We start from the raw sequence: 24,693 nt of genomic DNA on the forward strand, positions 1-24,693 counted from the left end.
ACAAGATTCTTCACAATTTGCGTCAATTGGGTCAAACGATGACGTTTTTTAGCGTCCCGAGCCCCGTGATGCTTACCTCGACCGTGTCTCCTGATTGTAGATAGACAGGCGGCTTCATGCCGTGGCCGACCCCAGCCGGTGTGCCGGTCGCGATGATATCACCTGCTTCAAGTGTCATCCCTTTTGACAATGTCCGAATCAACTCTTCGATTGGGCGAATCATATCCGCCGTCGAGCCGGATTGACGTGTCTCGCCGTTCACGACCGTTTGAATCGTGAGTGGGAACTCAAGTTCATCCGGTGTGACGATATACGGTCCGAGCGGACAGAACGTGTCGAACGATTTACCGCGGAAAAATTGGACGTGCTGTTTTTGGACGTCCCGGGCCGTGATGTCGTTCAGAATCGTATAACCGAAAATGTGAGCGTCAACGTGATCGATGTCCCGGCCCGACTTTCCGATGATGACGGCGAGTTCGCCTTCATAATCGAGTTGATCGGTCAATTCAGGATGACGTTCGATGACAGCCCCTGGCCCGACGACCGAAGTCGGTGCTTTCGTGAAGATGACGAGTTTCCCTGCTCCCGCCGTATCCATTTCTTTCACATGTTTTTCATAGTTCTTTCCGATACAGATGACGTTTTTAAGCGGTCGGTATGGTGCGACGAGCGTGACGTCGTTCAGTGTTGACCGGGGCGCGACGTCTAAATCGACGTCCGGTTCAAACTCACGCGCGATGACTTCTAACAGCGAAGTCGTATGTAATTGATCGCTGACGTCATAAACGAACTCCCCAGCTACGACACCGACCCTTTGCTCTCCTTCAACTTGAAAACTACACCATTTCATCAAAATTCCCCCTTTTTTGCTAGTATACAAAAAATCAGGGCGCGACGGCCCCGATTACGCTTTGTTCAAGAATATAATTCGCTGATTGCTCGACCCCCGAAATCGGAGCGACCGGTCCATGAGCGGCTGTTCGAAGCGACCGTCGACGAGCACATCGGCACGGTCGAGCACGCTCGAGATATGCTCGTCTTCCATGGCTTGTAACTGTTCGAACGTATAACCAGTATACACCCAGACATTTTTCTGTAGCTCTTTACACCCGTTGACGAGCCGGGCCAGTTCTTTCGGCTGCAGAAACGGCTCTCCGCCTGAAATCGTCACTCCGTCCCAGCCGGACTGTTCGACTCGACCAAGCAAGTCCTCGACCGAGACGTCTTGACCTCCGCGTGGATTCCACGATTCTGGATTGTGACACCCTAGGCACCGGTGGGGACAGCCTGCCGTAAAGATGACGGAACGAATGCCCGGCCCGTCGACGACCGATTCGTCAAGTACGGATAGGACGCGCATGATGCTTCACCCTCGCTCGTTCTTCTTCTCGTTTTGCTGAATTCCACCGGTCCATCGTGCCGACCAGATAGCCGGTGATCCGACGAATCCGTTCAATCCGCTCGTGCTCGCCGCACGTTGGGCAAGATTCATCGATGATGCCTTCGAGACCGCAACGGCCACACCGATCGACGGGATGGTTGATTGATCCGTAGCCGACGTTTTCGGTCCGCATGAGCCGGACAATCGCTTCGACCGCTTCCGGATTATGAGCGAGCGATCCGTCGACTTCGACGTACGTGATATGCCCCGCATCACAGAGCGCATGGTACGGCGCTTCGAGACGGACCTTATCGCGAATCGAGACCGATTGATACACAGGTACATGGAATGAGTTCGTGTAAAAGGCGCGATCGGTCACCCCTTCGATGATTCCAAACGCTTGTTGGTCTCTTGCCACAAATTTACCGGACAACCCTTCTGCCGGAGTGGCTAGTAATGAAAAGTTCAAATCGTGCTGCTCCGACGCCTGCTTCATCCGATTACGTAAATGCGTGACGATATCGAGGCCGAGCCGTTCCGCCTCACGTGATTCGACATGCGTGCCCCCAGTGAGCACCCGCAGCGCCTCAGCGAGACCGATGAATCCGATTGAGAGCGTCCCTTGCTTCAACACCTCACGAAGATCATCTTCCGGGCCGAGCGTATCGCTCCCCCGCCAGACGTGCTGGGCGTAAAGAAAGCGAAATTCGTCGGCATGGCGCTTCGCTTGATAGTCGAACCGTTCGAGCAATTGCTCGATGGCGACGTCGACATAGACGTCGAGCGTTTCATAAAATGAATGGATGTCTGAAGCGACGAGTGCCAACTTAACCAAATTCAAGGTCGAGAACGATAAATTCCCTCTGCCAATCGACGTCTCGGCGCCATGCCGATTCCCCATCACCCGGGTCCGGCAACCCATGTAGGCGACTTCCGAGGCGTGCGTCCCGTCGTAGTACTGCAGGTTGAACGGGGCGTCGACGAACGAGAAGTTCGGGAATAACCGTTTGCCGGTCACACGACAAGCGAGTCGGAACAAGTCGACGTTCGGATCGTCCTCATGGAAGTTGACGCCTTCTTTCACTTTGAAGATTTGAATTGGGAAGATCGGTGTCTCCCCGTTGCCGAGCCCCCGTTCGGTTGCACGCAACAACTCCCGGATGAATATCCGTCCCCAACGGCTCGTATCGGTCCCATAGTTGATCGAGACGAACGGTACTTGTCCACCGCCTCGTGAATGCATCGAATTAGCATTATGAATGAACGCCTCACAGGCTTGATACGTTGCTGTGACTGTTTCGGCCTCAGCGACTTCAATGAGTTGCTCGCTCGACCATTCGACTGGAAGCTTCTTGAGCCGCTCCAGTTGACGTTCATACGTCTTTTCGACATATGGAGCCAAATCGACGTCGAACATCGGGAACGCCTGTCCTCCGTGCTGCATATTCTGATTCGCTTGAAGGATAATTGAAGCGAGTGCCATCGCCGAGCGGATGTCTTGGGGCGGGCGAATGGTCCCGTGTCCGGTATGAAATCCGTTCGTCAGCAATTCGCCGAGCGGGATTTGACAACACGTCGTCGACCCTGTCACGTAATAGTCGGCATCATGGATATACAAAAAATTGTCCGCGACGGCCTGACGTGACCGCTCTGACAACAAGTACGACGTCGACAACTGTTTCGACACTTCTGAGGATAACCGCGCCAGTTTGCCAAGTGGTGATTTCCCGTCGACGTTGGCGTTCTCTTGTACGAGATCTTGATCTGGGAGAACACAGACATCTTCATAAAGCTGGAGCATATTCACTCCGCATCACCTCACTATATATTGATTATAAAAGAGTTTTTAACTCTCTTATGTTCTATATATAGATTATGTCACGTTTCACCGTTAAAATGCGAAGTCGAAATTGTGAGCGTTGACTGTGAGATATTCGCAAAAACAGTCGAGCCCTAGTTTGGGACTCGACTGTTCCTTGAGATAAACCTACTCACCATTATTTGGCTGGTTTCACAATTTTTAATTCAACTTCTTCCTTTTCTTCTGTTTCCTGAGCTTCCCGCAATCCTTTCGCGTTCAACCACGTATAGATCGCACCCATGAACAAGGCGCCGCCGATGATATTCCCGAACGTAGCCGGAATCAAGTTGTGAATCGCGCCTGCAAAGCTGATCGCCTCAGGGTGTGGGACGACGAGTGTGAGCGCGAACAAGACGAAGTTGGCGATGACGTGATCAAAACCAGACGCGAAGAAGACGGCAACGAGGAAAATCATCGAGAAGATTTGAGCGAACTCATTTTTCATCTGTTTTGGTAAGAAGATGGCGAGACAAACCATCCAGTTACAGAAGATGGCACGGAAGAAAATCTCGACCGTTGTATGGTGCATCTTGCTTTCGACGACCGCGAACAACCAGTTGTTCATCCCTAGTTCTTGGATGACACCGGTCGGAGCGAGCAACAAAGCGAACAAGATGCCGCCGAGGGCGTTCCCGACAAAACAGAGCAACCAGACGAGCATCGTGTCGCTGAGCGTCGTATAGCCGCGCAACGTCGACGTCGTGAAATACATCGTGTTCCCTGTGAACAACTCGGCTCCGCCGTAGATGATCATGACGAGGGCGATTCCGAAAGAGAACCCACCAATAAGTGTTGTGAACGGGGAGTCGATCAAATACATCCCGTTGACGACTTTCAATGTGAAAATTGAAGCGAATCCGATAAAGATCCCCGCGAGCATTGCCCGTAAAAAGTATTCCATTGGTCGATAATGAATCATTTGCGAAGAAGCCTGCGCTTTTTTCCGCAACGATTCGAGTGCATGGATTTCCATTGATGCCATGTCACAAACCCTTCTTTCTGTTTGAATGAAACCATTATAATAAGAACAAATATGTGAAATCATTAACAATATAAGCCCGAATCGATTAAATTGCAATCGTCCCTTCCATATGTTGATACATTTTTCACATCGTAATCGTTTACATTTGTCGGATTTGTGACCATAAAAAAACGACCCTTCGCAAAGGGCCGTTCAAAACGATTATTCTTTGTTTTCAGAGGCTTCTTCAGACTCTTCAGATGAAGCTTCAGCTGACTGTTCTGACGAAGTAGCTTCGCCTTCTGTCGCTTCTTCCTCTTCTTCGACCGCAACCGGTTCATTCACCGATGCGATTTGAAGATCACCTTCAGATACGATTTCGTAATCTTTGTTCGTCGGAATGTCGGCCACTGTGAGCGAGTCACCGATGCCGAGTTCAGAAACATCAAGTTCGATGCGCTCCGGAATGTTGGCTGGTGTCGCTGAGACCGTTACTTTGTAGAGCGTCTGCGCCAAGTAGCCGCCTTCTTTAGCACCTTTTGCATCGCCGACGAGCGTGACGTCCGCTTCGACTTCTGTCGCTTCGTCCATCTTCACTGCCATAAATTCGACGTGCTTGTATTCGTTCGTAAACGGGTCGACTTCTGTCCCGTGAACGAGCGTGTTCACTTTTTTACCATCGATATTGAGTTCGATCAAAGCATTGTCGCCGTGTTCACGAAGAATTTTACGTAGTGCCATCTCTTCGAATGCGACCGGTGTGCTTTCAACTTTGTAGCCGTAAACGACACCTAACACTTTTCCTTCTTTACGTAAGTTTGCCCGGACCGAACGTGGTCGTAATTCTCGTTTCGTTACTTTAAGCGTGTCTGCCATAATCTTTTCCCCCTACTGGTTTATCGATCATGTCTACATCTTGAGGGTGAGGCAGTGAAAAAGCCACCTCTCAACCTCGATGTGTTGAGTGACATGTGTATATTGTTCCCAGATGCACCTATCCATAAACGTAACAGGAGATTAAAAAAAGATTACAGGCATGTCACATGACGCGTTTGAAGAGCTTTTCAAGTTCATATGTGCTCCACTTCACCAAAATCGGACGACCGTGCGGGCACGTGTATGGAGACGTCGTCCGATTGAGATCGTGTAGCAATTGTCGCATCATGTCGTGGTTGAGTGGATGGTTCGCTTTGATAGATCGTTTGCACGCCATTAAAATCGAGGCGTCTTCTCGATATTTGGCAATGTCAATGGAGCGATCCCGAATCGCCATCTCGATTAAATCACGGACCGTCCCTTCTAAATCGTGTTGCGGATACCATGTCGGGATCTCCCGGACGAGGAACGTGTTGCCGCCGAACGGCTCCAACTCGAGGCCTGCTTCTTTTAAGAGCGGAGAGACTTCCTCGATGGCGAGCGTCTCTTCTTGCGTGAACTCGAGCGTAAGCGGCAGCAACAACAATTGATACTCCTTGTCCGGATTACCGAGCTGTTCATAGAACAATTCGTATTTGATCCGTTCCTGGGCCGCGTGTTGGTCGATCACATACATCCCATCCTCGGCTCCACAGACGATATAACTTGCGTGCAATTGACCGATGACGTCAAGCTGTGGAAGTCGCTCTCCCGCTGTCTCGATTTCCTCCGATTCGACGATTGGAGCTGTCGGTTCAGTCTTCTCGTTAATGAGCGGGGTCGGCGACCAACGACTCGGTGACGTGACCGGTTCACGCGGAATCGGATAGTTCCACGTTGGCGGTTCATCCGCGACGGAGTTGCGTTCGACCATAACAGGGGTGCGTTCGACCGTGAAATCAAGTCGTTCTTGTTCGGTCCGGGGCGCCGGTCGTTCTTTCGGTTTGACCGACGGGATCAAACGTTGTTCCCGAAGCGTCAGTTGGACCGTCTCACGAATCAATTGGCATAACTCTTTCTCTTTTGAGAGCCGCACTTCTCGTTTCGTCGGGTGAACATTCACGTCAATCAGCATCGGGTCCATGTTCACCTCAAGGACGGCAATCGGATAACGTCCGATCGGGAGCAAAGTGTGATAGCCTTCAAGTACACTTTGGGTCAACGCAAAGTTTTTGATGCTACGCCCGTTCAAAATGAGCGTCACGTACTGCTTGTTCGAACGCGTCACTTCCGGCCGGACGAGATGGGCGCTCAAGCTATAGTCGTTCGTTTTGCTCGAAGCCGTGACAATTTGAGCGGCGACTTGTCGACCGTAGATGGCGAGCATGACTTGTTTAACGTCCCCGTTCCCGCTCGTCCTGAGCAGTTCCTTATCTTCGTGGAACGCCGTAAGCCGCACTTCCGGATGAGACAAAGCGATCCGGTTCAACGTATCCGTGATGCTCGCTAGTTCTGTCGCCGACGTTTTTAAATATTTCAACCGGGCCGGTGTATTATAGAATAATTGACTGACGGCAATCTCCGTCCCGACATTCGTCGCAGCCGGTGTTTGGGCTGTGACGACACCCCCTTGAAGTGTCATCTCGAATCCGTCTTCCTCGGCCCGACGTGACTTAAGCGTCACATGGCTGACCGAGGCGATCGAGGCGAGTGCCTCTCCCCGAAAGCCGAGTGTACGAATCCGGAACAAGTCATGTTCGTCTCGGATTTTACTCGTCGCATGGCGGAGAAAGGCACGCGGGGCGTCCTCTTCATAAAATCCGTGACCGTTGTCGCGGACTTTAATGAGGCGAATGCCCGCTTCCTCCAAATCGACTTCGATTTTCGTGGCGCCGGCGTCAATCGCGTTCTCGACGAGTTCTTTCACGACCGAGGCCGGCCGTTCGACGACCTCTCCGGCAGCGATCCGGTTGGCCAGTTGTTCCGGTAACTCTTGAATGATTCCCATCGACTCACCCCTTCTTCGCGGATTGTTGGAGCGCATAGAGCGCCTGCATCGCCTCGATCGGATTCATCGCTAACAAATCGAGAGCGAGCAATTGTCGTTTAATCTCGTCTTCCGCCTCAAAGAGCGACAGCTGAGCCACTGGTTCAGCCTGTACCGACTGTTTCACAGTTAGCTGCCCCGTTTTCGGTTCTGTCTCGAGTTCAGACAAGATGGTCCGCGCCCGCTCAATTAAATCACGCGGCAGTTCGGCGAGTTCGGCGACATGAATTCCGTACGATTTGTCAGCTCGTCCTGGATGGACCTCATGCAGGAAGACGACACGGCCGTCACGCTCGATGGCGCGGACGTGTACGTTCTCAAGGGCGGGAATCGTGTCTTCGAGCACGGTCAGTTCATGATAGTGGGTCGAGAACAGTGTCTTCGCTCCAATAGTTGAAGCGATGTACTCAACGATGGCTTGGGCAAGTGCCATCCCGTCATACGTTGACGTCCCCCGCCCAATCTCGTCAAGCAGGATGAGACTGTGTGCTGTTGCTTCCGTCACCGCTTGGCGCGTCTCCGTCATCTCGACCATGAACGTCGACTGGCCGCTCACCAAATCATCCGCCGCACCGATGCGGGTAAAGATGCGATCGAACAACGGAATCTCGGCCGCTTCAGCCGGCACGAACGATCCGATTTGATGCAAGATGGCGATCAAGGCGAATTGGCGCATATACGTCGATTTACCGGACATGTTCGGTCCCGTGATCAACAGCATGCGCCGCGTATCGTCGAGCGTCAAATCGTTGGCGACATATTCACCGCGCGGTAGCACCGTCTCGATTACTGGATGGCGTCCCTGGTCAATTTGTACGTTCGTCGACGTCGTGGGTCGGACGTAGTCCCGTTTTTCGGCAACGATAGCGAGCGCGAGCAAGACATCAAGTTCGCTGAGCGAGCGCGCCAGTTGCTGGAGTGGTTTCGTCTCTTGCTTGACTAGGTCACGCAAGGCGACGAACAAATCGTATTCGAGCGTGCAGCTCTTCTCTTCGGCCCCAAGGATGAGCGCTTCTTTCTCTTTCAACTCGGGTGTGACATAACGCTCGGCGTTCGTCAACGTCTGCTTCCGTTCGTAACGACCTTCTTCGAGTAAGCGCGCGTTCGCTTTCGTGACTTCCAAGTAATAACCGAAGACACGGTTATAGCCAATTTTCAGTGATTTGATACCCGTAGCGAGTCGCTCTTGTTGTTCGAGGTTGGCAATCCATGTCTTTCCGTTCGCTTTCGCCTCAAGCAGTTCGTCAAGTTCGGTCGAGTAGCCGGCACGAATCATACCGCCTTCCTTAATCGAGATGGGTGGGGCCTCGACGAGCGCCGCTTGGAGCACGCTGGCCAAGTCGTCGAACGTATCGAGCGTGGCATCGATTTGACGAAGACGTGAGGCGGTGACGCCTTCGAGCAAGGCACGTACCGTCGGAATACGCTCGAGTGTGTTCCGCAACTGGACGAGATCACGGGCGTTGGCTGTCCCGTATCCGACTTTGGCGACGAGACGCTCGATATCATAGACGTGGCGCAACTGTTCACGCAACTGGTCACGAAGCATGAAATCATCGACCAAGTTCTCGACCGCATCTTGCCGGTCCCGAATCGCCTGCTCGGTATAGAGCGGCTGTTCGAGCCAACGTTTTAGCAACCGTCCGCCCATCGCCGTCGTCGTCTCATCGAGCAGGGCGAGGAGCGACCCTTTCCGTTCACCGGACCGGGCCGACCGGAACAATTCCAAGTTCCGGGCCGTATTCGCATCGAGTTGCATATGGGCCTCGACTTCATAGGCGACGGCCGGTTGGAGATGGTCGAGGGCACGTTTTTGCGTCCGCGTCAAATACGCGAAAAGCAGTTCGAACGCGCTCACTTGGGCCTCGTCTTTTGCCCCGCTCGACAACGGGCTCGCTAGCCGCTCCGTTTGCACCGACAACGGGATGCCTAGCGGAGCGAGTTGTTGTCTTAATTCGTCGTCGGCAACAATAATCTCACTCGGCGCTAGCCCTTCCACTTCTCGGGACACAGCTTCTTGCGATGACAACGTCGTTAACCATGACTCACCTGTCGTCACATCGCCACGGGCAATCCCGAAACGGCCTGCTACGTTCACGACCGATAGTAAATACCGGTTCTCTTTCTCACCGAGCGCAGCCATGTATGTACCCGGCGTGATAACTTGGATGACTTCACGTTTGACGAGCCCTTTCGTCGCTTTCGGATCTTCCATCTGTTCACAGATGGCCACGTTGAACCCTTTTTCGATCAGCTGTTCAATGTAGATAGCGGCAGAGTGATGCGGGACCCCGCACATCGGAATCGGGTGCTCAGCATTTTTGCCGTTCTTCGCAGTCAATGTCAGTTCGAGTTCTTTGGCGACGATTTTAGCATCTTCAAAAAATAGCTCGTAAAAGTCACCGAGCCGGTAAAAGAGAAAGGCATCTGGATAATCTGCCTTGATTGAGAAGTACTGTTTCATCATCGGAGTTTGATGTATCGTTTCCATTCGTGTTCACCTCTAGAAATTAGAACAGCTGACCAAAGGCCAGCTGTTTGTTAGTATCCGCAGCCGCCGCGTGATTTCTCCGCTGCCATGCCGCTTCCTGTCTTACCGGCGAGAACGTCTCCGTCCGTCGACTCGATAATACGATCTGTCACCGAGTTGGCGAGTGTGACCGTCACATATTGAAGTAAATCATTCACTTCGACTTGCGTCTCTTGGAACGCTTGGACGACCGGAATCGAATCGAGTTCGTCCATCGCCTTGTCGATTTTCAACTCGACTTTGGCGAGTGCTTCCGTCTTCCCGTAATGCTTGCAGTTGACGGCTTCTTTTTGTAAGTATTTGATTCGTTTGATCAACGTTTGGACGCGCTCGCTCTCGTTCACTTTCGTTTCCGCTTCTTTGAAGCGGGCCACTTCCGGCGTGCTCGCCAACAAGTCGGCCAATTCTTTTGCTTTTTGAATCACTGTCTGATCAGTCACCATCGTAAACCCCTTTGCTCTCTATGATTGAACGTACGTCTTGACGCACGCAAGTATTCTCCATCATTCTACCATGAACTTATCACAAACGGTACCGCATCGCTTCACATCAAAACGGTCGCAACGCGGACCATATCGACGTGGGGAATCCCGTCCTCTAAGTACTCTTCGCTCGTTCGGGTGAACCCGAAGCTCGCATAAAACGGCTCGACATAGGTTTGGGCTTGTAAGTATAAATCACGGTCACCAAAGTCAGCCACGGCTGCTTGCATCAATCGACGCGAATGACCTTCTCCCCGATGCGTCGATTTCGTGACGACACGACCGATGGCGATCGGTGACTCCTCCTCAAGGACACGTAGCGCCGCGATCGGGCGACCGTCGGCCTCGATCCAGTAGTGGACCGCCGCTATATCTTTCCCGTCAACTTCTTGATACGGGCAATCTTGTTCCACGACGAATATTTCGGTCCTGAGCGCCAACAGCTCATAGAGTTCTCTCGTCGTCAATTCATCAAACCGTTTTTTATGCATCTTAACTTGTCTCCCCTCATAACTTCGAACCGAGCGCACGGGCAACGTGAAGTCCACTCGTCATCGCCCCGATTGTCCCCGCACCTGGAAACACCGTGTCGCCGCAAACGTAAAAATTCGGGAGGTTCGTCCGATAGCTCGCCGCATGGAACAACGCTTGTTGAGGTGTCTGGGCGTATCCTCCGACCGCACCATTTGGACGTTTCGTATACTTCACCCACGCCCCCGGTCCCCCAGGAAGCAGGATTGACGATTCGCCGGTCCAGTCTGGGAACGCTCGACCCACTACCGAGACGAGACGCTCGGTCCAATCTGTCTCTAGTTTCTCATACGTCATCTTGTCTTTCCAACCTTGCCACTCGCTCAAATCGATATGGGTCGAGACTGTGATGGTCCGTTCCGGTCGTTCGGTCCGGAGCGCATCATCCGCGGCCGACATTGAGATGAAGGCGTGCCCAGAAGGTAAGCCGTCACTGTACACTTGTTGAAACAGCGGACGTCCGGAGCACACCGCTTCCGGTAACGTGACGTACAGACTGAACGTCCCCCATTGTGAGCGCTTTAAGTGACGGGCGTACTGCTTGCTAAACTGAACCAATGGATCTCCGCTTAATAGCTGAGCTGTCGCCTCTAGCGGAATCGCCGACACGATGACATCGACGAGGTCGAGCCGGCCCCGGCGATCGGTCAAGAGCCAACCATCCGCGACCTGTTCGACTTTAACGATTTGTCGCCCTAGAAGCGTTTTGCCTCCATCTCTTTGAATCGAGCGCTCCAATGCATGAGCGAGCGTATACAAGCCACCGTCGACGTAAAATGCCCCTTCATGGTAAATCGATAACGCGACAGCCGCGAGCAAGTGGCTCGCTTCGCGGGCACCGGTCTGCAGGCTATCGAGCAAAATCCCATCAATCACCCGTTCGAACGACGTCCCGTCCAATCCATGATGCGACAGCGTCGTGCCGAGCGGTCGATACAGTTTCCGGAACGCCCCGAGCTGTGCCGGTCGAAACGCACGGATCGCAAGCGTTGCATCACGAACCGTACGAAACGGCAACGCCGGTAGTGTTTCAAACAAAGGACGAATCGTCTCAAAGTCGGCCCACACTTCATTGAAGAAAGCCCGAATGCGCGGCGCAAGCTCCGGAAATGTCGACTCGAGTTCTGCTAAGAACTGATTCCGGTCTTGATGATAATGGACGGTTTTCCCATCCACATGGATGTGCATCACCTCGGCTAATGGACGAACGTCAATCGTTTCACCTAAATATGACAAGACCCGCTCATGCAGGCCTCCGGGTTCAAAGCCCATCCCAAGCGTCGCCCCGGCCGGGAACCGATAGTCCCCACGTTCGAATTTGCCAGCGCATCCACCCCATTCTCGTGACGATTCGTATACGGTCACGTCATGGCCGATTCGGCTCGCGAGCGCACCCGTCGTCAATCCGGCAACTCCACCACCGATAATCCCGATTCGCATGTTAATCCCCTCCTGCCTTCATCATACATGCCTTCTCGAAATCCGAGACATTTCAACGTGTTCCGTAGACATATTTCGCCGGTCAGGCAGGGTTCTTGCTAAAGATGGCGAAAAAATCGATAAAGGACAGGTGAAACCATATGCGAAGTCGGGTCATCATTTATCTGCTCATTCCAATCTTGATTTTTATCGGTATTCTCATTACCCCACCATCAGAAGAATCACAAAAAGTCGCCACCATGACGGCTGTCAACATTCAAGAGATGATTCCGTATGAACGTGAGTACACGGCACAAAAAGTGTTACTCGAGGAAGTGAACGATGGCCGCGAGGCGATGATCGAGGAGTGGCGGCTCGAACGCGGGGCGCGCACGACTTATAGTTACGTGTTGCGACTCCAAGGGTTCGATACGGTGATTCAAGTCGATGCAGGTGCGGCCAACACACGCTCGGACGGCTATTATGCCATGCAGGCGCACAGCCCCGTCTTTGAAGCGGACGAACCGCTGTCAATCGGTTATCCGATTGTGCTCTTCGCCAGCGAGCAACGGCTCGTTTTGAACCAGATGGAAGTGCGCGTCCTATACGAAGAGGAGAATCAAATTAAAAAATGGCGTATTCTTCAATCTGAATAATCAAGAACATGACGATGTGGAAGGTGAGTTCTCATGCAAAAAATACTCTTGATCGGCTCTGGCGGATCGGGAAAATCGACACTCGCACGTAAATTAGGAATGCGACTTGGCATCGATGTCCATCACTTGGACGCCTTGTTATGGAAACCGAATTGGACACCCGCCACACGGCAAGAACAACTTGCCACGCAGTCAGCATTGATTGAACGCGAGTCGTGGATCATCGACGGCAATTACGGCGGCACGCTAAATTTTCGTTTAGACGCAGCCGATACGATTATCTTTCTCGACTTACCGAAAACCATATGTACATATCGCATCTTGAAGCGCATGTTGACGTACCGTGGCAAGACACGTCCGGACATGGGGGCCGGTTGTGAAGAACAGTTTGATCCGAAATTTTTGAAATGGGTATGGGATTATCCGAAGTCGCAACGCCCGGATGTAATCAAACGATTGAACTCACTTCCTGCCGAAAAGCAAATCATCCGATTGCGATCACGTACCGAGGTTTGTGATTTTCTAAAGCATCTCGACACAATGGGACGTTAATGAAGCCAAGTCTGTATAAAGGAGTCTTCCATGCAAGCTAAACTTGAACCGATTGGAGCGGCAAAGACGTTCGTCAGAACACATTTCTCCAATTGTCAGGCTGCGCTGCTCGCCGGAAGCATCGTCCGTGGTGAGGCGACCGCGACGTCGGATTTAGACATCATCATCTTTGACGACACCCTCGTCTCATCTTATCGGGAATCGTTCATCGAGTCCGGATGGCATATCGAGCTGTTCGCCCATAACTTGACGTCGTATCGCGCGTTCTTCGAACAAGACTATCGGCGCGCCATTCCATCGTTACCGACAATGGTCTCCGAAGGTATCATCTTGAAGGATTCCGGTGTCATCACAGACATCAAACATGAAGCGAGGGCCTTGCTCGACAGCGGGCCGGAGGCGTGGTCGGACGAGACGATTGAGATGAAACGATACTTCCTGACCGATGCGCTCGATGACTTGATTGGTTGCACCAATCGGGCAGAAGGGTTATTCATCGCGGGCACCCTCGCCACGTTAGTCTGTGAGTTCATCCTGCGTACGAATCGACAATGGATCGGTTCCTCCAAATGGACATACCGCGCTCTCGATCGCTATGACGCACAAGTAGCCCATGAGCTCACTGATGCCCTTGAACGTTATTATCAAACGAACGACACAGAGGCTCTTATCCGTTTCGTCGATGAGACGCTCTCCCCATTCGGCGGCCGGTTATTTGCCGGGTTCAGTCGCGGGAAACCGAATGGAACGTGAGGATAAAATAATATTCTTTATTCAACTCTTCAGCTTCTTTGATTCCAGTGAATCCGCTCATAATGGGCAGTCTAAACGAACCGATGCTGCATACGTTTACATTCGAGTCAAATGCCCATCTCACCCAATGAATTGAGCGTCCGATGCATCCTGTGACTTTTAGGCGGGTGCATCTTTTTTATCTTTTTTGTATTTTTATGCTTTACAATTAATAATCATGCATATACACTTAGTCTCATATCTTGAAGGAGGAATTCATACATGAAAAAGTGGGTCATTACAGGGGGATTAGTGGCAAGTGCATTATTAGCAGGTTGTAGCCAGGAGACGACGGGCGAAGAGAAAAAGACACTCGTCATGGGAACGAGCGCCGATTACTTCCCGTATGAATTTGTCGATACGGCGAACGGAGACGAGATTGTCGGCTTCGATATCGAAATCGCGGAGACGATCACGGAGCGCCTCGGCTACGAACTGAAAATCGAAGACATGGACTTCGGTAGCCTGCTCGGGGCACTGAACACCGGACGGATCGATTTCGTCATGGCGGGCATGACACCGACTGAAGAACGGAAAGAAAATGCCGCCTTCTCGGACATCTATTTGTCGGCGACGAATTTGATTATGACAAAAGACGAGTCGCTAAAAGAAATCGAAGCGCTCGCCGGCAAGAAAATCGGCGTCCAAACGGCATCGATTCAAGAGAACATCGCCAAAGAGCAAGCTCCGGACGCAGAACTCGTCTCATTGAACAAGATTCCAGAAATCGTTCAAGAGTTGAACACGGGTCGAATCGACGCGATGGTCATCGAGGATACGGTCGCCCAAAAATACTTGGACCAAGACGCAGGGCTCTATACGTTCGCGCTTAAAGAAGATGGCGAGAAAGGTTCTGCAGCCGCATTTAAATTAGAGGATGACCTCCGTGATCAATTCAACGAAGAATTGAACAAGATGATTGACTCGGGTGAAATCGATGAACTCGCTAAAAAATGGTTCTCGATGGAGCCGACGGAATGAGACAAGTCTCGCTGCCGATTTACCCTGTTACCTATCCAGAAGGGTACCGTTTGAATCAAAACGAGAGTCAGTTCCCGGTACCGTCCCGGCTGTATGACCAACTGGCGACGATCTCGTTCCAAGACTTACATGAATATCCGGTCCAACCGATTGACGAGTTGTTCACCCGTTATGCCGCCTATGCTGGTGTCAAACCGAATCAACTGCTCGTCGGTTGCGGCAGTGACGAGATGATTCACGTCGTCACCCAGGCGTTGTTGTCACCAGAAGACGTCGTCTTGTCACCGAGTCCGGACTTCGCGCTTTACCCGATTTTCACGACGATCGCCCATGGCCGACACGTGCAAGCCGATGACCTATCGTATGAAGCACTCGTCAAGGCAATTATGCAACACGCACCGAAGCTGTTGCTGTTGTCGAACCCGAACAATCCGACCGGAAAATTGTGGAGCGTCGCTGAACTGACTGAACTCGCGGGACTCGTGCCCTATTTGATCGTCGACGAGGCATATATCGACTTCACACCGGCGTCGAGTATGGTGTCCCGTCTTGACGCGTTCACGAACGTAATCGTGCTGCGGACATTATCGAAGGCGTTTGGTCTGGCCAACGCCCGCCTCGGCTTCATGGTCACGACGACCGAACTCGCCGCATATTTCCGTCAGTTCGTCCCGCCGTTCAACATCAGCGGCGTGAGCGCGAAAATCGCCAACGTGTTCTTACAAGATGAGACTTATCTCGATGAGGTCATCGCTTGGCACGCCGACATGCGCAAACAGTGGATCGACTTGTTCGCCACCATCGGTCACGTCCATCCCGCCGAGGCGAACTTCATTTACGTCACGCTCGAGGAACCGGAGGCCGTATGCGCCCACCTCGCCGCGCACGGGGTTCACACATCGAAACAACCGAACGGGATTCGCATCACGCTCGGCAATGAACAAGCCCTCGCCTTGGCGAACGAGGCACTCAACGTGTATGCGATACAAACGACGAATTAATCAAAAACGCTCCGGCTGGTCCCAGTCGGAGCGTTTTTGTCACGGAATAAGTTTGATGACTTTCGCCGGATTACCCCCGACGACGGCACGGGCTGGCACATCTTTCGTCACAACGGCACCAGAGGCGATGACCGCATCATCGCCAACCGTCACCCCAGGGTTCAAGATGGCGCCGCCGCCAATCCACACCCGATGCCCGACCGTGACCGGTTTCCCGTATTCAAGACCCGAAATTCGTTCGATCGGGTCAAGCGGATGCGTCGCCGTATAGACGTGGACACCAGGTCCGAGCATGCAATCGTCACCGAACGTGATTGGACAAATGTCGAGGAACACACAGTCAAAGTTGGCAAAGAACCGCTCCCCGAGATGAATGTTATAGCCGTAGTCGCATTTGAACGTCGGCTCCAAATAAAACGAACCCCTGGTCGAGCCGAATAGCTCTGCTAACACTGCTTTTCGGTCGTCGAGTTCATCGATGCCGGACCGATTGAACCGTTCCGTCAAACGCCGCGCCTGACGCCGGTCGGCGACGAGCTCGTCATCCCCGGCCAAGTAAAGCTCGCCCTGAATCATTTTTTCTTTTTCTGTCATCCGCTTCTCCCCCTTTTCTTTTTTTAGTATAGAGGAATTTCTGACAAAACGGGGAATAGGACCATGACGAACTAGAGGAGGAATAAATCGATGAAACGAATTCTTGATTGTAGAGCCAGTGATTTCTTGACGTTCAACCGCTCGGATTTGATCGGATCGATTCGGAAGGCCGAGGGTCGGACCGTACTCGCCGAGGTCATCCCGACCGTGCAGCCACTCTATCCAGAAGTGACGAACGCCGAACTCGCTCGGGCGTTCGGGGCCGATATGATCCTGTTGAATATGCTCGACGTGTTCCATCCATACATAAAAGGTCTCGAAAGCCACGCCTTGTTCGGGAACGTACCCGGCGAGACGATGTCTGACAATCCAATCATGGAATTGAAGCGCCTCGTCGGTTTGCCGATTGGGGTCAACCTCGAACCGGTCGACTTCTCTGAGAAATCAGAGGATATGTATGACGTGAAACAAGGACGGTTGGCGACACGGGAAGCGTTCGCTAGAGCATCAGAGCTCGGGATCGACTTCATCTGTTTGACCGGCAATCCGAACACCGGGGTGACGAACGAGGCGATTGAGCAAGCCATCATTAACGCACGCCAAGAGTTCGCGGGCGTCATCATTGCCGGGAAGATGCATCAAGCCGGCGTCGGCCGTGTACTCGACCAAGAGGCATACGTCCGCTTCGCTGAAGCCGGGGCCGACATCATCTTGATTCCTGCGCCTGGGACCGTTCCCGGCGTCCGCGAAGACGATTTTTATGAAGTGACACGCGAGATTCAGGCGTTGAACAAGCTCGTCGTCGCCGCCATCGGTACGTCGCAGGAGGGGTCCGATGAAGCGACAATCCGTGACATCGCCTTGTCCTCGAAGCGCGGCGGGACCGACATCTTCCATATCGGCGATGCCGGTCTGTCCGGGATCGCCACACCGGAGAACATTCAAGCGTTATCGATTGCGATTCGTGGACGACGCCATACGTATATCCGCATGGCCGCCTCGGTCAACCGCTAAAAAGGAACGAAGCCGCAATGGGCTTCGTTCCTTTTTGTGTTACCAGTCGGTGACGTCCCGCCGTGGCTTCGCCGGTGTCGTCGACCCGTGCCGTTTGGCGAGGAGCGCCTCGACGTCTTGTAATGACACCCCTTTGGCGGCGAGCAAGACGAGCAAGTGGTACAAGAGATCCGCTGACTCCTCGACCAAATCTTCATTGTTCAGTGCCGCGATGACGACCTCGAACGACTCTTCTCCAAATTTCTTGGCAATCTTGTCGACACCTTGGTCGAATAGATATGACGTATACGACCCTTCTTTCGGTGACGCCTGCCGCTCTTGAATCAACTTCTCTAATTCGTGAATCATCCTTCCACCTCCGTGAAAAAGCAGCTTCGATTTCCCGTGTGACACGTCGGCCCATTGGCACGGACACGGACCAAGAGCGCGTCTTGGTCACAATCGACGTGGATGCTTTCGAGTTCGAGCGTATTTCCACTCGACTCCCCTTTCATCCAAAGTCGTCCTTTCGAACGTGACCAGAACGTGACCGTGTTCGTCTCGAGCGTCTTCTGAATCGCCTCATCGTTCATGTAACCTAACATGAGGACAGCATCGTCTTCTGTCGACACGATGATGGCTGGAATCAATCCGTTTGCGTCGTAACGAACCGCATCGGCAAGTTGTGCTCGCTGCATACGTGTTTCACCTCTTCCACTGTCGTTTTCCGGTCATGCAAAATCGAGGCGAGTAGCGCCGCATCGACTTTCTCGAGCGCGTCGACGACATGATTCGCGTTCCCGGCACCGCCAGAGGCAATAATCGGGATATCGACGGCCTCGCGAAGCAAATCAAGGATTCGCAAATCATAGCCGCTCTGCTTGCCGTCTTGATTCATCGACGTGACGAGCAATTCGCCCGCCCCGAGTGCGGCCACTTGCTGCGCCCAGTCGACGGCCCGTAACTCGGTCCGGTTCTTGCCGCCATACGTATAGACGAAATAATCATCGTCCTCAAACTTGACGTCGATAGCGATGACGATACATTGTGACCCAAATCGTTCGGCCGCCCGTTTAATTAAATCGGGTGATTCGACAGCGAGCGTATTGAGCGACACTTTATCGGCTCCGGCTTTAAGGAGCGAGGAGATGTCCTCAAGCGAACGGATGCCCCCGCCGACCGTGAGCGGGATGAACACTTTCCGGGCGACGGCACTGACGACGTCAAGCATCGTCTGGCGGCGTTCCGTACTTGCGGTGATATCTAAAAAGACGAGTTCGTCGGCACCAGAGGCATCGTAATATTTCGCGATTTCAACAGGATCTCCGATGTCCCGAAGCGCCACAAATTCGATTCCTTTGACGACACGACCGTCTTTCACATCAAGACACGGGATGATGCGTCGTTTAAGCATGGCGCGCCTCCCACTCGATTAAGTCATCGAGGCTGACTTGGCCAGAAAGTAGTGCCTTCCCGACGACCGCCTCATCGATTCCAGCCGCTTGAAGCGCCTCGACATCAGTCTCGGTCGTCACACCCCCCGAGGCGATGAGCGTGACCGATACGGCTTCACGGAGCGCCTTCATGCGTTCGAGGTTCGGTCCGTTCAACTTCCCATCCGACCCGATGTCCGTATAGAGAATCGTCTTGACACCACGGTCAACGAGCTCTTTCGCGGCATCGATATCTTTTAAGTCGGTCGCTTCTTGCCAACCGTTGACGGCGACGATGCCATCATAGGCATCGAGGGCGACGGCGACACGGTCACCGTACTTCGCGAGCGCCCGGTCCAAGAAATCCGGGTCTGTGAACGCTTTTGTCCCGAGCAAGACTCGGTCCGCCCCGGTCGCCATGACCGCGTCAAGCGCTTCCTCGGAACGGATGCCCCCGCCGGTCTGGACGAAGAAGCCACACGTTTTGGCAAAGCGGACGACATCGAGATGTCTCGGTTCTCCTGCTTTCGCACCTTCGAGGTCAATCAAGTGGAGCATCGGCACACGTCCTTGCCACTCCTTCAACTTCTCATACGGGTCTCCGTATTGTTCTTCTGTATTGAAATCGCCTTCCGTCAAACGGACAATTTTTCCGTCAATCAAATCAATGGCCGGTAGTAATCTCACGTTCGACCGCCTCCTTCCATTCTTTCAATAAACTGAGTCCAAACGCGCCGCTCTTCTCCGGGTGGAACTGCATCCCCGTGACGAGTCCTTTTTGCACGATGGCGGGCACATTCTCCCCCATATAGTCGGCAGAAGCGACGACATGGACCGGATCGGTCACGACGTGATACGAGTGAACGAAATAGACGTCCTCGTCTCGTAAAATCGAGTTCCATCCGACGTGCGGCAGACGTTTCGCCCGCATCCGCTCGACATGTCCTTCAATCAAACCGAGTCCTTCTGTCGGCATCCCTTCCGTACTCGACTCGAATAAGAGCTGCATACCGAGGCAAATGCCAAGGAACGGCTTTTCCTGTGCCGACCGTTTCAACAGCGGAATCAGTCCCGTCTCGTTCAGCGATTGCATCGCTTGCGGGAACGCCCCGACTCCCGGTAGCAAGATGGCGTCAGCCGCCTCGATGTCCACGGGCTCGTTGGTGATGGTGACGTAACAGCCGATGGCTTGGAGTGCCCGTTCAACGTTGAACACGTTGCCCATTCCATAATCAATGACCGCGACTTTCATCCTTCGATCCGTCCTTTCGTTGAAGGGAGTCGGTTTGACCCGTCTTGCCCGATCGCTTCAGCGAGGGCGCGACCGAACGCCTTGAAAAGCCCTTCAATCATATGGTGCGAGTTCGATCCATAAAGCACTTCTAGATGAAGCGTCAAGCGGGCGTTCATCGCCACGGCCCGGAAAAACTCTTCGGCGAGCTCGGTATCAAAATCACCGAGTTTCGGATTTTTAATATCGGCCCGGTAAACGAGGAACGGGCGGCCAGACACGTCGACGACGGCACGCGCGAGCGTCTCGTCCATCGGCAAATAACTCGTGCCATAGCGACGAATCCCGATTTTGTCGCCGAGCGCCTCGTTAATCATCTGCCCGAGGGCAATTCCGACGTCTTCGACCGTGTGGTGGGCGTCGACCCATGTGTCCCCTTCGACATGGGCCGTCAAATCAATTTGGCTGTGGAACGCGAACAACGTCAGCATGTGATCAAAGAAGCCGACGCCTGTTTTGATGTCACATTGTCCCGTCCCGTTCAAATCAAGCTTGAGCTCGATGTTCGTTTCTTTCGTCTCTCGTTTCGTCTCAGCTGTTCTCAAGTGAAGTCACCTCTTCTATCGTTTGTTGAATCAATCGATACGCCTCGTCAGTGCCAGCACTGACACGAATCCCGTCCGCGAACGCACGAACATGGACATCTTTCTCCAGGAAGCGTTCTGCCCACGCCTTGCTGTCCGCTGTCTCGACATATAAGAAATTGGCCCGGCTCGGTAGCACGTTACCGATTGGGGCGAGCAATGATTCAAGTTTTTGTCGTTGCGTTTGATGGAACATAATCGACTCTCCGATGTAATTGGAGTCGTTCAACACGACCGTCGCCACGGCCGCACTCAGCCCACTCACATTGAACGGAGAGCGGAACCGATCAATCTTCTCGATCAAGCGCTCATCGGCGATCATGAAGCCGATGCGCAGATTTGCGAGTCCGAACGCTTTCGATAACGTCCGGAGAATGATGACGTTCGCATGGTCCGCGAGGCGGTCTTTGAATGAGTCCTCAATCGTGAAATCGATATACGCCTCGTCGACGACAAGATATGGAACTCGGCGGGCAATCGTCTCGAGATCATCGAGCGACCACATCTTCCCGGTCGGATTGTTCGGATTCGATACGAGGACGAGCTTCGGTCGTTCCGTTTCAATCGTTTGCATGAGCGCCTCGAACGACAAGCCGTCCGCATCCGGTTGCACGAAATTCCCGCGGGCGATGTGCGTGTATATGCCATACATCGAAAAATCGGGAAGCGGTGCGGCGACGACGTCATCGGCATCGAGGAGGGCCTGACAAAGTATCGCGAGTAATTCATCGCTGCCACTGCCGACCATGAGTTGTTGTGGGCTCACACCGGCATATGCCGCATAGCTTTGTTTCAGCGCCGTCAACTCGTCGACCGGATAATGGCTCAAGTCGAGCGGAAGCTCTCGGATGGCCGTCTTTAATCGCTCTGGAAACTCGTATTGGCTTTCGTTTTGATTCAACGCGTGTCCTTTGACCGCATGCGGGACGTAGCGTGGAATCGTCTCATAGTTCAGTCTCATGCGTCCTCCAATCGGACCGCCATCGCCCGGGCGTGGCCGTCAAGTTGTTCTTGTTGCGCAATGCGAATCGCGGCACGCGTGATGCGCTCATCGAGCTCCGTCATTTGAAGGAACGTTTGTCTCCGATAAAAATCATCGACCGAGAGGCCGCTCGAGAAGCGGGCCGTCCCGCTCGTCGGCAGGACGTGGTTCGGTCCAGCGATGTAATCGCCAAACGCCTCCGCCGCTTCATGACCGAGGAAGAATGATCCGCCGTGACGGATGGCTTGCATGTAGCCTTCCGGATCGGCGACGGCGAGTTGCACGTGCTCGGCTGCCATTTCATTGGCGACCTCGATCGCACGTTCGCTCGACATGACGCGTACCCCACCTCGCTTCAATGCCTCGACCGCAATGTCACGGCGTGGCAACTCAGCCAGCTGGTGAGTCAATTCCTGATCGATTCGTTCGGCCAACTCGGCTGACGTGACGAGAGCGAGTGCCGTCGCTTCGACGTCATGTTCGGCTTGGGCGAGCAAGTCGGCGGCGACCCATTTCGGATTGGCCGTCTCATCGGCGATGATTAGTACTTCAGAAGGTCCGGCGACTGAATCGATGCCGACGATATGGGAGACGAGCGATTTGGCTGTCGCGACATAGGCGTTCCCAGGTCCAACGATTTTATCGACCGGTTTGATGGTCTCGGTGCCGAACGCAAGGGCGGCGACGGCTTGTGCCCCACCGACGAGATAACATTCATCTGCCCCTGCGATTTTTGCCGCAATCAATAGCGACAAGTCGATGCCGTCTCGTTTCGGTGGCGTCACCATGACGATTCGTTTCACACCTGCGACTTTCGCCGGGATAATGTTCATCAAGACGCTTGAGGGATAGACGGCCGTCCCGCCTGGAACGTACACGCCGACCGAGTCGAGTGGCATGAAACGACGTCCGAGCCGGAACATGCCATCTTCATACACGTCCTCTTGACGACGCTGACGCTCGTGAAACGCGCGAATCCGTTCGGCGGCGAGCGTCAACGCATCGGTCAACTCCCCGTACGCCTCAGGTGGCGTGAAGGATGTCAAGTCGACCGTTTCGATGAGATCGACACCATCAAATTTCTTTGTGAACGCGAGGAGCGCCTCGTCTCCGTTAGACTCCACGGCCTCGAGAATTGGCTTAACTGCTTCCGCCCAGCTTTCACGCCGGCTCCGATTCGTTTCCGTACTCATTTCGCTTCCTCCTTGCTTAAACGACGAATCCACGCCTTCAATTCATCAGGGTCGTTGGCGAGCGCCGTCTCACTCGTGATGAACTTGGCGTTCACCGTGAAAATCGTCTCGTATTCTTCGAGGTCGTTCGCGCGGAGCGTCGCCCCCGTCTCAACGATGTCGACGATACAATCGGCGAGTCCTGTAAGTGGTGCGAGTTCAACCGAACCGTTCAACGCGATCACTTCGACGTTCTGACGTTTCGAAGCGAAGTGAGAAATGGCGATATTCGGATACTTGCTCGCGACTTTCAGTTTTTTCGTTCCGTTCTTTCGTTCTTTCGGTCCACAGACCGCCATCCGGCAACGTCCGAACGGCAAATCGACGACTTCGAGGACGCCAGGCGTCTTCTCTCGTAAAATGTCGCCACCGACGACGCCGACATCCGCTGCGCCGTGCATGACGTATTTATAGACGTCATCGCCTTTGACGAAGATGAACTCGTGACCGTCGACTTCAACCGTCAATTCCCGGCCGCGTTTTTCCGGCCAAACGGTTAATCCGACTTGTTCGAAATAGTCACGGGCCGCTTTTTCAATGCGCCCTTTCGCAATGGCCACTTTCATAAAATCACCTCACCTAACTGTTCTAAATCGAGCGACAATCCAAATGCTCGACGTGATTGACCGAAATGTCCATACAACGAATCATAGCGGCCACCTGAGAGGACGCGTCGCCCGTCGATGCTTCCTGTCACCGTCAAGCCCGAATAATAGTCGAAATCACCAGTCTGACCAAAGTCATACGATACGTTCAAACCGATGGCGCGTAAGTGCTCGACCGCTCGCTCTACTTCATCGATCGCCACTGTCAGCCCTGGCTCGGCGGCTTCCCGTAATTCAGTAAGCGCCGAATCACCGATTAAGAACGGTAACTTCGCGATTAACGGGTATTGATACGTATCTGCGAGGTCACGGAGTGATTCTAAGTTGCGGAGTGCCAAATATTGGCGTAGTGTCCGCTCTGGAATGCCAGCCTCTTCCGCCACGGCCGCGACCAAAGCAGCCGAGCCGACTTGAATCCGAAGGCCGTCTTGCGGCAACACGTGCTCGGTCATACTGAGGAATGACGCGATCAGCTCCATATCGGCTGCGTCGCCGTCAATCCATTCCAGTCCGAGCTGTTGACGTTCGTGCGGCTGACCCGAATGCTTCGGGGTACGTCGATAGACGGCCCCCGCATAGGCGACGCGCATCGGCTCATGACCATCGGCGAGCTTCCGTGCGATTTGTAACGTATAGTCAGGACGCATGACGAGCAACTCGCCATCGTTCCCGAACAGGCGATAATAGGCCGATTCATCAAATAAGGCCAAGTCTTGATAGTGAGAATAATATTCCACGAGCGGTGGCTCAATGACACTGTAGCCATTTGACTCGGCTCGTTCTAAAAATGACAACATCCACTGCTTCGGACGCAAGACGTCCTCCCCTTGCAATTCGTGCCATCCTTCCGGGATGGATCCTTTTGTGTTGAACCAGATCATCAATATCACCCTTTATCTTATTATCACTTTACCAAACTAAAGTAGTGTG

25 protein-coding genes and 1 pseudogene are annotated in these 24,693 nt (G+C 53.3%); 6 read left to right on the forward strand and 20 right to left on the reverse strand.

Features of this window, described 5'->3' with window-relative positions:
* Window positions 1–31: 31 nt before the first annotated feature.
* The 10 genes from EVJ34_RS01180 to EVJ34_RS01225 form a co-directional block, all read right to left on the reverse strand.
* Window positions 32–850 carry a fumarylacetoacetate hydrolase family protein gene (locus tag EVJ34_RS01180; RefSeq protein ID WP_131484503.1) on the reverse strand — a complete coding sequence of 273 codons (819 nt, stop codon included), beginning with the start codon at window positions 848–850 and terminating at the stop codon, window positions 32–34.
* Between the two features lie 54 nt (window positions 851–904).
* The gene (nrdG, locus tag EVJ34_RS01185) at window positions 905–1,360 is read right to left on the reverse strand and encodes an anaerobic ribonucleoside-triphosphate reductase activating protein (RefSeq protein ID WP_131484504.1); all 456 of its coding nucleotides are present in this window, start codon (window positions 1,358–1,360) and stop codon (window positions 905–907) included.
* Complete coding sequence (locus EVJ34_RS01190) at window positions 1,338–3,182, reverse strand: anaerobic ribonucleoside triphosphate reductase (RefSeq protein WP_131484505.1); 1,845 nt, start codon at window positions 3,180–3,182, stop codon at window positions 1,338–1,340. The genes nrdG and EVJ34_RS01190 overlap by 23 nt, the downstream gene beginning before the upstream one ends.
* A 196-nt stretch (window positions 3,183–3,378) precedes the next feature.
* Window positions 3,379–4,215 (reverse strand): formate/nitrite transporter family protein, encoded by an 837-nt coding sequence (locus EVJ34_RS01195; RefSeq protein WP_131434314.1) that lies wholly within the window; start codon window positions 4,213–4,215, stop codon window positions 3,379–3,381.
* Window positions 4,216–4,425: 210 nt separating this feature from the next.
* Window positions 4,426–5,079, reverse strand: coding sequence for a 50S ribosomal protein L25/general stress protein Ctc (locus EVJ34_RS01200; protein ID WP_131484506.1), 654 nt, complete (start codon window positions 5,077–5,079; stop codon window positions 4,426–4,428).
* A gap of 163 nt (window positions 5,080–5,242) precedes the next feature.
* Window positions 5,243–7,066: a DNA mismatch repair endonuclease MutL gene (gene mutL, locus EVJ34_RS01205; RefSeq protein WP_131484507.1), complete on the reverse strand. Its 1,824-nt coding sequence runs from the start codon at window positions 7,064–7,066 to the stop codon at window positions 5,243–5,245.
* A 4-nt stretch (window positions 7,067–7,070) separates the two neighbouring features.
* On the reverse strand, window positions 7,071–9,596 hold the full coding sequence (gene mutS / locus EVJ34_RS01210; RefSeq protein WP_131484508.1) for a DNA mismatch repair protein MutS: 2,526 nt from the start codon (window positions 9,594–9,596) through the stop codon (window positions 7,071–7,073).
* Window positions 9,597–9,646: 50 nt separating this feature from the next.
* The gene (locus EVJ34_RS01215; RefSeq protein ID WP_114165669.1) at window positions 9,647–10,078 is read right to left on the reverse strand and encodes a YlbF/YmcA family competence regulator; all 432 of its coding nucleotides are present in this window, start codon (window positions 10,076–10,078) and stop codon (window positions 9,647–9,649) included.
* Window positions 10,079–10,179: 101 nt separating this feature from the next.
* Entirely contained in the window at window positions 10,180–10,608 is a 429-nt protein-coding gene (locus EVJ34_RS01220) for a GNAT family N-acetyltransferase (RefSeq protein WP_131434170.1), read from the reverse strand.
* 16 nt (window positions 10,609–10,624) lie between these two features.
* Window positions 10,625–12,088, reverse strand: coding sequence for a phytoene desaturase family protein (locus tag EVJ34_RS01225; RefSeq protein WP_131484509.1), 1,464 nt, complete (start codon window positions 12,086–12,088; stop codon window positions 10,625–10,627).
* A gap of 140 nt (window positions 12,089–12,228) precedes the next feature.
* On the opposite strand from EVJ34_RS01225, the gene EVJ34_RS01230 reads away from it, so the two are divergent.
* From EVJ34_RS01230 to EVJ34_RS01250, 5 genes are all read left to right on the forward strand, one after another.
* Window positions 12,229–12,723, forward strand: coding sequence for a hypothetical protein (locus tag EVJ34_RS01230; RefSeq protein ID WP_131484510.1), 495 nt, complete (start codon window positions 12,229–12,231; stop codon window positions 12,721–12,723).
* Window positions 12,724–12,756: 33 nt separating this feature from the next.
* Window positions 12,757–13,275 (forward strand): DNA topology modulation protein, encoded by a 519-nt coding sequence (locus EVJ34_RS01235; RefSeq protein ID WP_131434164.1) that lies wholly within the window; start codon window positions 12,757–12,759, stop codon window positions 13,273–13,275.
* 30 nt (window positions 13,276–13,305) lie between these two features.
* Entirely contained in the window at window positions 13,306–14,028 is a 723-nt protein-coding gene (locus EVJ34_RS01240) for a nucleotidyltransferase domain-containing protein (RefSeq protein WP_131484511.1), read from the forward strand.
* Between the two features lie 261 nt (window positions 14,029–14,289).
* Complete coding sequence (locus tag EVJ34_RS01245; RefSeq protein WP_131484512.1) at window positions 14,290–15,048, forward strand: transporter substrate-binding domain-containing protein; 759 nt, start codon at window positions 14,290–14,292, stop codon at window positions 15,046–15,048.
* Complete coding sequence (locus tag EVJ34_RS01250; RefSeq protein WP_131484513.1) at window positions 15,045–16,049, forward strand: pyridoxal phosphate-dependent aminotransferase; 1,005 nt, start codon at window positions 15,045–15,047, stop codon at window positions 16,047–16,049. The genes EVJ34_RS01245 and EVJ34_RS01250 overlap by 4 nt, the downstream gene beginning before the upstream one ends.
* Before the next feature lie 39 nt (window positions 16,050–16,088).
* On the opposite strand, the gene EVJ34_RS01255 is transcribed toward EVJ34_RS01250, so the two are convergent.
* On the reverse strand, window positions 16,089–16,643 hold the full coding sequence (locus tag EVJ34_RS01255) for a maltose acetyltransferase domain-containing protein (protein WP_131484514.1): 555 nt from the start codon (window positions 16,641–16,643) through the stop codon (window positions 16,089–16,091).
* A 90-nt stretch (window positions 16,644–16,733) separates the two neighbouring features.
* Between EVJ34_RS01255 and EVJ34_RS01260 the strand changes: the two genes are divergently transcribed.
* Window positions 16,734–17,657: a DUF7916 family protein gene (locus EVJ34_RS01260; RefSeq protein WP_131484515.1), complete on the forward strand. Its 924-nt coding sequence runs from the start codon at window positions 16,734–16,736 to the stop codon at window positions 17,655–17,657.
* Between the two features lie 39 nt (window positions 17,658–17,696).
* On the opposite strand, the pseudogene hisIE reads toward EVJ34_RS01260, so the two are convergent.
* The 9 genes and pseudogenes from hisIE to EVJ34_RS01310 form a co-directional block, all read right to left on the reverse strand.
* A pseudogene (hisIE, locus tag EVJ34_RS15975) lies at window positions 17,697–18,334 on the reverse strand (bifunctional phosphoribosyl-AMP cyclohydrolase/phosphoribosyl-ATP diphosphatase HisIE).
* Window positions 18,283–19,050: an imidazole glycerol phosphate synthase subunit HisF gene (gene hisF / locus EVJ34_RS01275; RefSeq protein ID WP_131434149.1), complete on the reverse strand. Its 768-nt coding sequence runs from the start codon at window positions 19,048–19,050 to the stop codon at window positions 18,283–18,285. Before hisF ends, hisIE begins: the two are co-directional and overlap by 52 nt.
* Window positions 19,043–19,756: a 1-(5-phosphoribosyl)-5-[(5-phosphoribosylamino)methylideneamino]imidazole-4-carboxamide isomerase gene (hisA, locus tag EVJ34_RS01280; RefSeq protein ID WP_131484517.1), complete on the reverse strand. Its 714-nt coding sequence runs from the start codon at window positions 19,754–19,756 to the stop codon at window positions 19,043–19,045. Before hisA ends, hisF begins: the two co-directional genes overlap by 8 nt.
* A complete protein-coding gene (gene hisH, locus EVJ34_RS01285; protein WP_131484518.1) occupies window positions 19,734–20,321 on the reverse strand; it encodes an imidazole glycerol phosphate synthase subunit HisH in 588 nt (195 codons plus the stop codon). The genes hisA and hisH overlap by 23 nt, the downstream gene beginning before the upstream one ends.
* On the reverse strand, window positions 20,318–20,905 hold the full coding sequence (hisB, locus tag EVJ34_RS01290) for an imidazoleglycerol-phosphate dehydratase HisB (protein ID WP_131484519.1): 588 nt from the start codon (window positions 20,903–20,905) through the stop codon (window positions 20,318–20,320). Before hisB ends, hisH begins: the two co-directional genes overlap by 4 nt.
* Window positions 20,892–21,905 (reverse strand): pyridoxal phosphate-dependent aminotransferase, encoded by a 1,014-nt coding sequence (locus tag EVJ34_RS01295; RefSeq protein WP_131484520.1) that lies wholly within the window; start codon window positions 21,903–21,905, stop codon window positions 20,892–20,894. The genes hisB and EVJ34_RS01295 overlap by 14 nt, the downstream gene beginning before the upstream one ends.
* Window positions 21,902–23,119 carry a histidinol dehydrogenase gene (hisD, locus tag EVJ34_RS01300; RefSeq protein WP_131484521.1) on the reverse strand — a complete coding sequence of 406 codons (1,218 nt, stop codon included), beginning with the start codon at window positions 23,117–23,119 and terminating at the stop codon, window positions 21,902–21,904. The genes EVJ34_RS01295 and hisD overlap by 4 nt, the downstream gene beginning before the upstream one ends.
* Window positions 23,116–23,724 (reverse strand): ATP phosphoribosyltransferase, encoded by a 609-nt coding sequence (gene hisG, locus EVJ34_RS01305; protein WP_034777382.1) that lies wholly within the window; start codon window positions 23,722–23,724, stop codon window positions 23,116–23,118. The genes hisD and hisG overlap by 4 nt, the downstream gene beginning before the upstream one ends.
* Window positions 23,721–24,644, reverse strand: coding sequence for an ATP phosphoribosyltransferase regulatory subunit (locus tag EVJ34_RS01310; protein WP_131434137.1), 924 nt, complete (start codon window positions 24,642–24,644; stop codon window positions 23,721–23,723). The genes hisG and EVJ34_RS01310 overlap by 4 nt, the downstream gene beginning before the upstream one ends.
* Window positions 24,645–24,693: the final 49 nt, after the last annotated feature.

This window comes from Exiguobacterium sp. SL-9, from assembly GCF_004336985.1.
Taxonomy (GTDB): Bacteria; Bacillota; Bacilli; order Exiguobacteriales; family Exiguobacteriaceae; genus Exiguobacterium.

Coding starts and splice junctions, on each gene's coding strand:
- hisD (WP_131484521.1), bottom strand. CDS start 23,119: ATGAGTACGGAAACGAATCGGAGCCGGCGTGAAAGCTGGGCGGAAGCA.
- EVJ34_RS01190 (WP_131484505.1), bottom strand. CDS start 3,182: ATGCTCCAGCTTTATGAAGATGTCTGTGTTCTCCCAGATCAAGATCTC.
- EVJ34_RS01200 (WP_131484506.1), bottom strand. CDS start 5,079: ATGGCAGACACGCTTAAAGTAACGAAACGAGAATTACGACCACGTTCG.
- mutL (WP_131484507.1), bottom strand. CDS start 7,066: ATGGGAATCATTCAAGAGTTACCGGAACAACTGGCCAACCGGATCGCT.
- EVJ34_RS01230 (WP_131484510.1), top strand. CDS start 12,229: ATGCGAAGTCGGGTCATCATTTATCTGCTCATTCCAATCTTGATTTTT.
- EVJ34_RS01220 (WP_131434170.1), bottom strand. CDS start 10,608: ATGCATAAAAAACGGTTTGATGAATTGACGACGAGAGAACTCTATGAG.
- nrdG (WP_131484504.1), bottom strand. CDS start 1,360: ATGCGCGTCCTATCCGTACTTGACGAATCGGTCGTCGACGGGCCGGGC.
- EVJ34_RS01225 (WP_131484509.1), bottom strand. CDS start 12,088: ATGCGAATCGGGATTATCGGTGGTGGAGTTGCCGGATTGACGACGGGT.
- EVJ34_RS01295 (WP_131484520.1), bottom strand. CDS start 21,905: ATGAGACTGAACTATGAGACGATTCCACGCTACGTCCCGCATGCGGTC.
- hisG (WP_034777382.1), bottom strand. CDS start 23,724: ATGAAAGTGGCCATTGCGAAAGGGCGCATTGAAAAAGCGGCCCGTGAC.
- EVJ34_RS01180 (WP_131484503.1), bottom strand. CDS start 850: ATGAAATGGTGTAGTTTTCAAGTTGAAGGAGAGCAAAGGGTCGGTGTC.
- EVJ34_RS01235 (WP_131434164.1), top strand. CDS start 12,757: ATGCAAAAAATACTCTTGATCGGCTCTGGCGGATCGGGAAAATCGACA.
- EVJ34_RS01195 (WP_131434314.1), bottom strand. CDS start 4,215: ATGGAAATCCATGCACTCGAATCGTTGCGGAAAAAAGCGCAGGCTTCT.
- mutS (WP_131484508.1), bottom strand. CDS start 9,596: ATGGAAACGATACATCAAACTCCGATGATGAAACAGTACTTCTCAATC.
- EVJ34_RS01215 (WP_114165669.1), bottom strand. CDS start 10,078: ATGGTGACTGATCAGACAGTGATTCAAAAAGCAAAAGAATTGGCCGAC.
- EVJ34_RS01245 (WP_131484512.1), top strand. CDS start 14,290: ATGAAAAAGTGGGTCATTACAGGGGGATTAGTGGCAAGTGCATTATTA.
- hisF (WP_131434149.1), bottom strand. CDS start 19,050: ATGCTTAAACGACGCATCATCCCGTGTCTTGATGTGAAAGACGGTCGT.
- EVJ34_RS01255 (WP_131484514.1), bottom strand. CDS start 16,643: ATGACAGAAAAAGAAAAAATGATTCAGGGCGAGCTTTACTTGGCCGGG.
- hisH (WP_131484518.1), bottom strand. CDS start 20,321: ATGAAAGTCGCGGTCATTGATTATGGAATGGGCAACGTGTTCAACGTT.
- EVJ34_RS01250 (WP_131484513.1), top strand. CDS start 15,045: ATGAGACAAGTCTCGCTGCCGATTTACCCTGTTACCTATCCAGAAGGG.
- EVJ34_RS01240 (WP_131484511.1), top strand. CDS start 13,306: ATGCAAGCTAAACTTGAACCGATTGGAGCGGCAAAGACGTTCGTCAGA.
- EVJ34_RS01260 (WP_131484515.1), top strand. CDS start 16,734: ATGAAACGAATTCTTGATTGTAGAGCCAGTGATTTCTTGACGTTCAAC.
- EVJ34_RS01310 (WP_131434137.1), bottom strand. CDS start 24,644: ATGATCTGGTTCAACACAAAAGGATCCATCCCGGAAGGATGGCACGAA.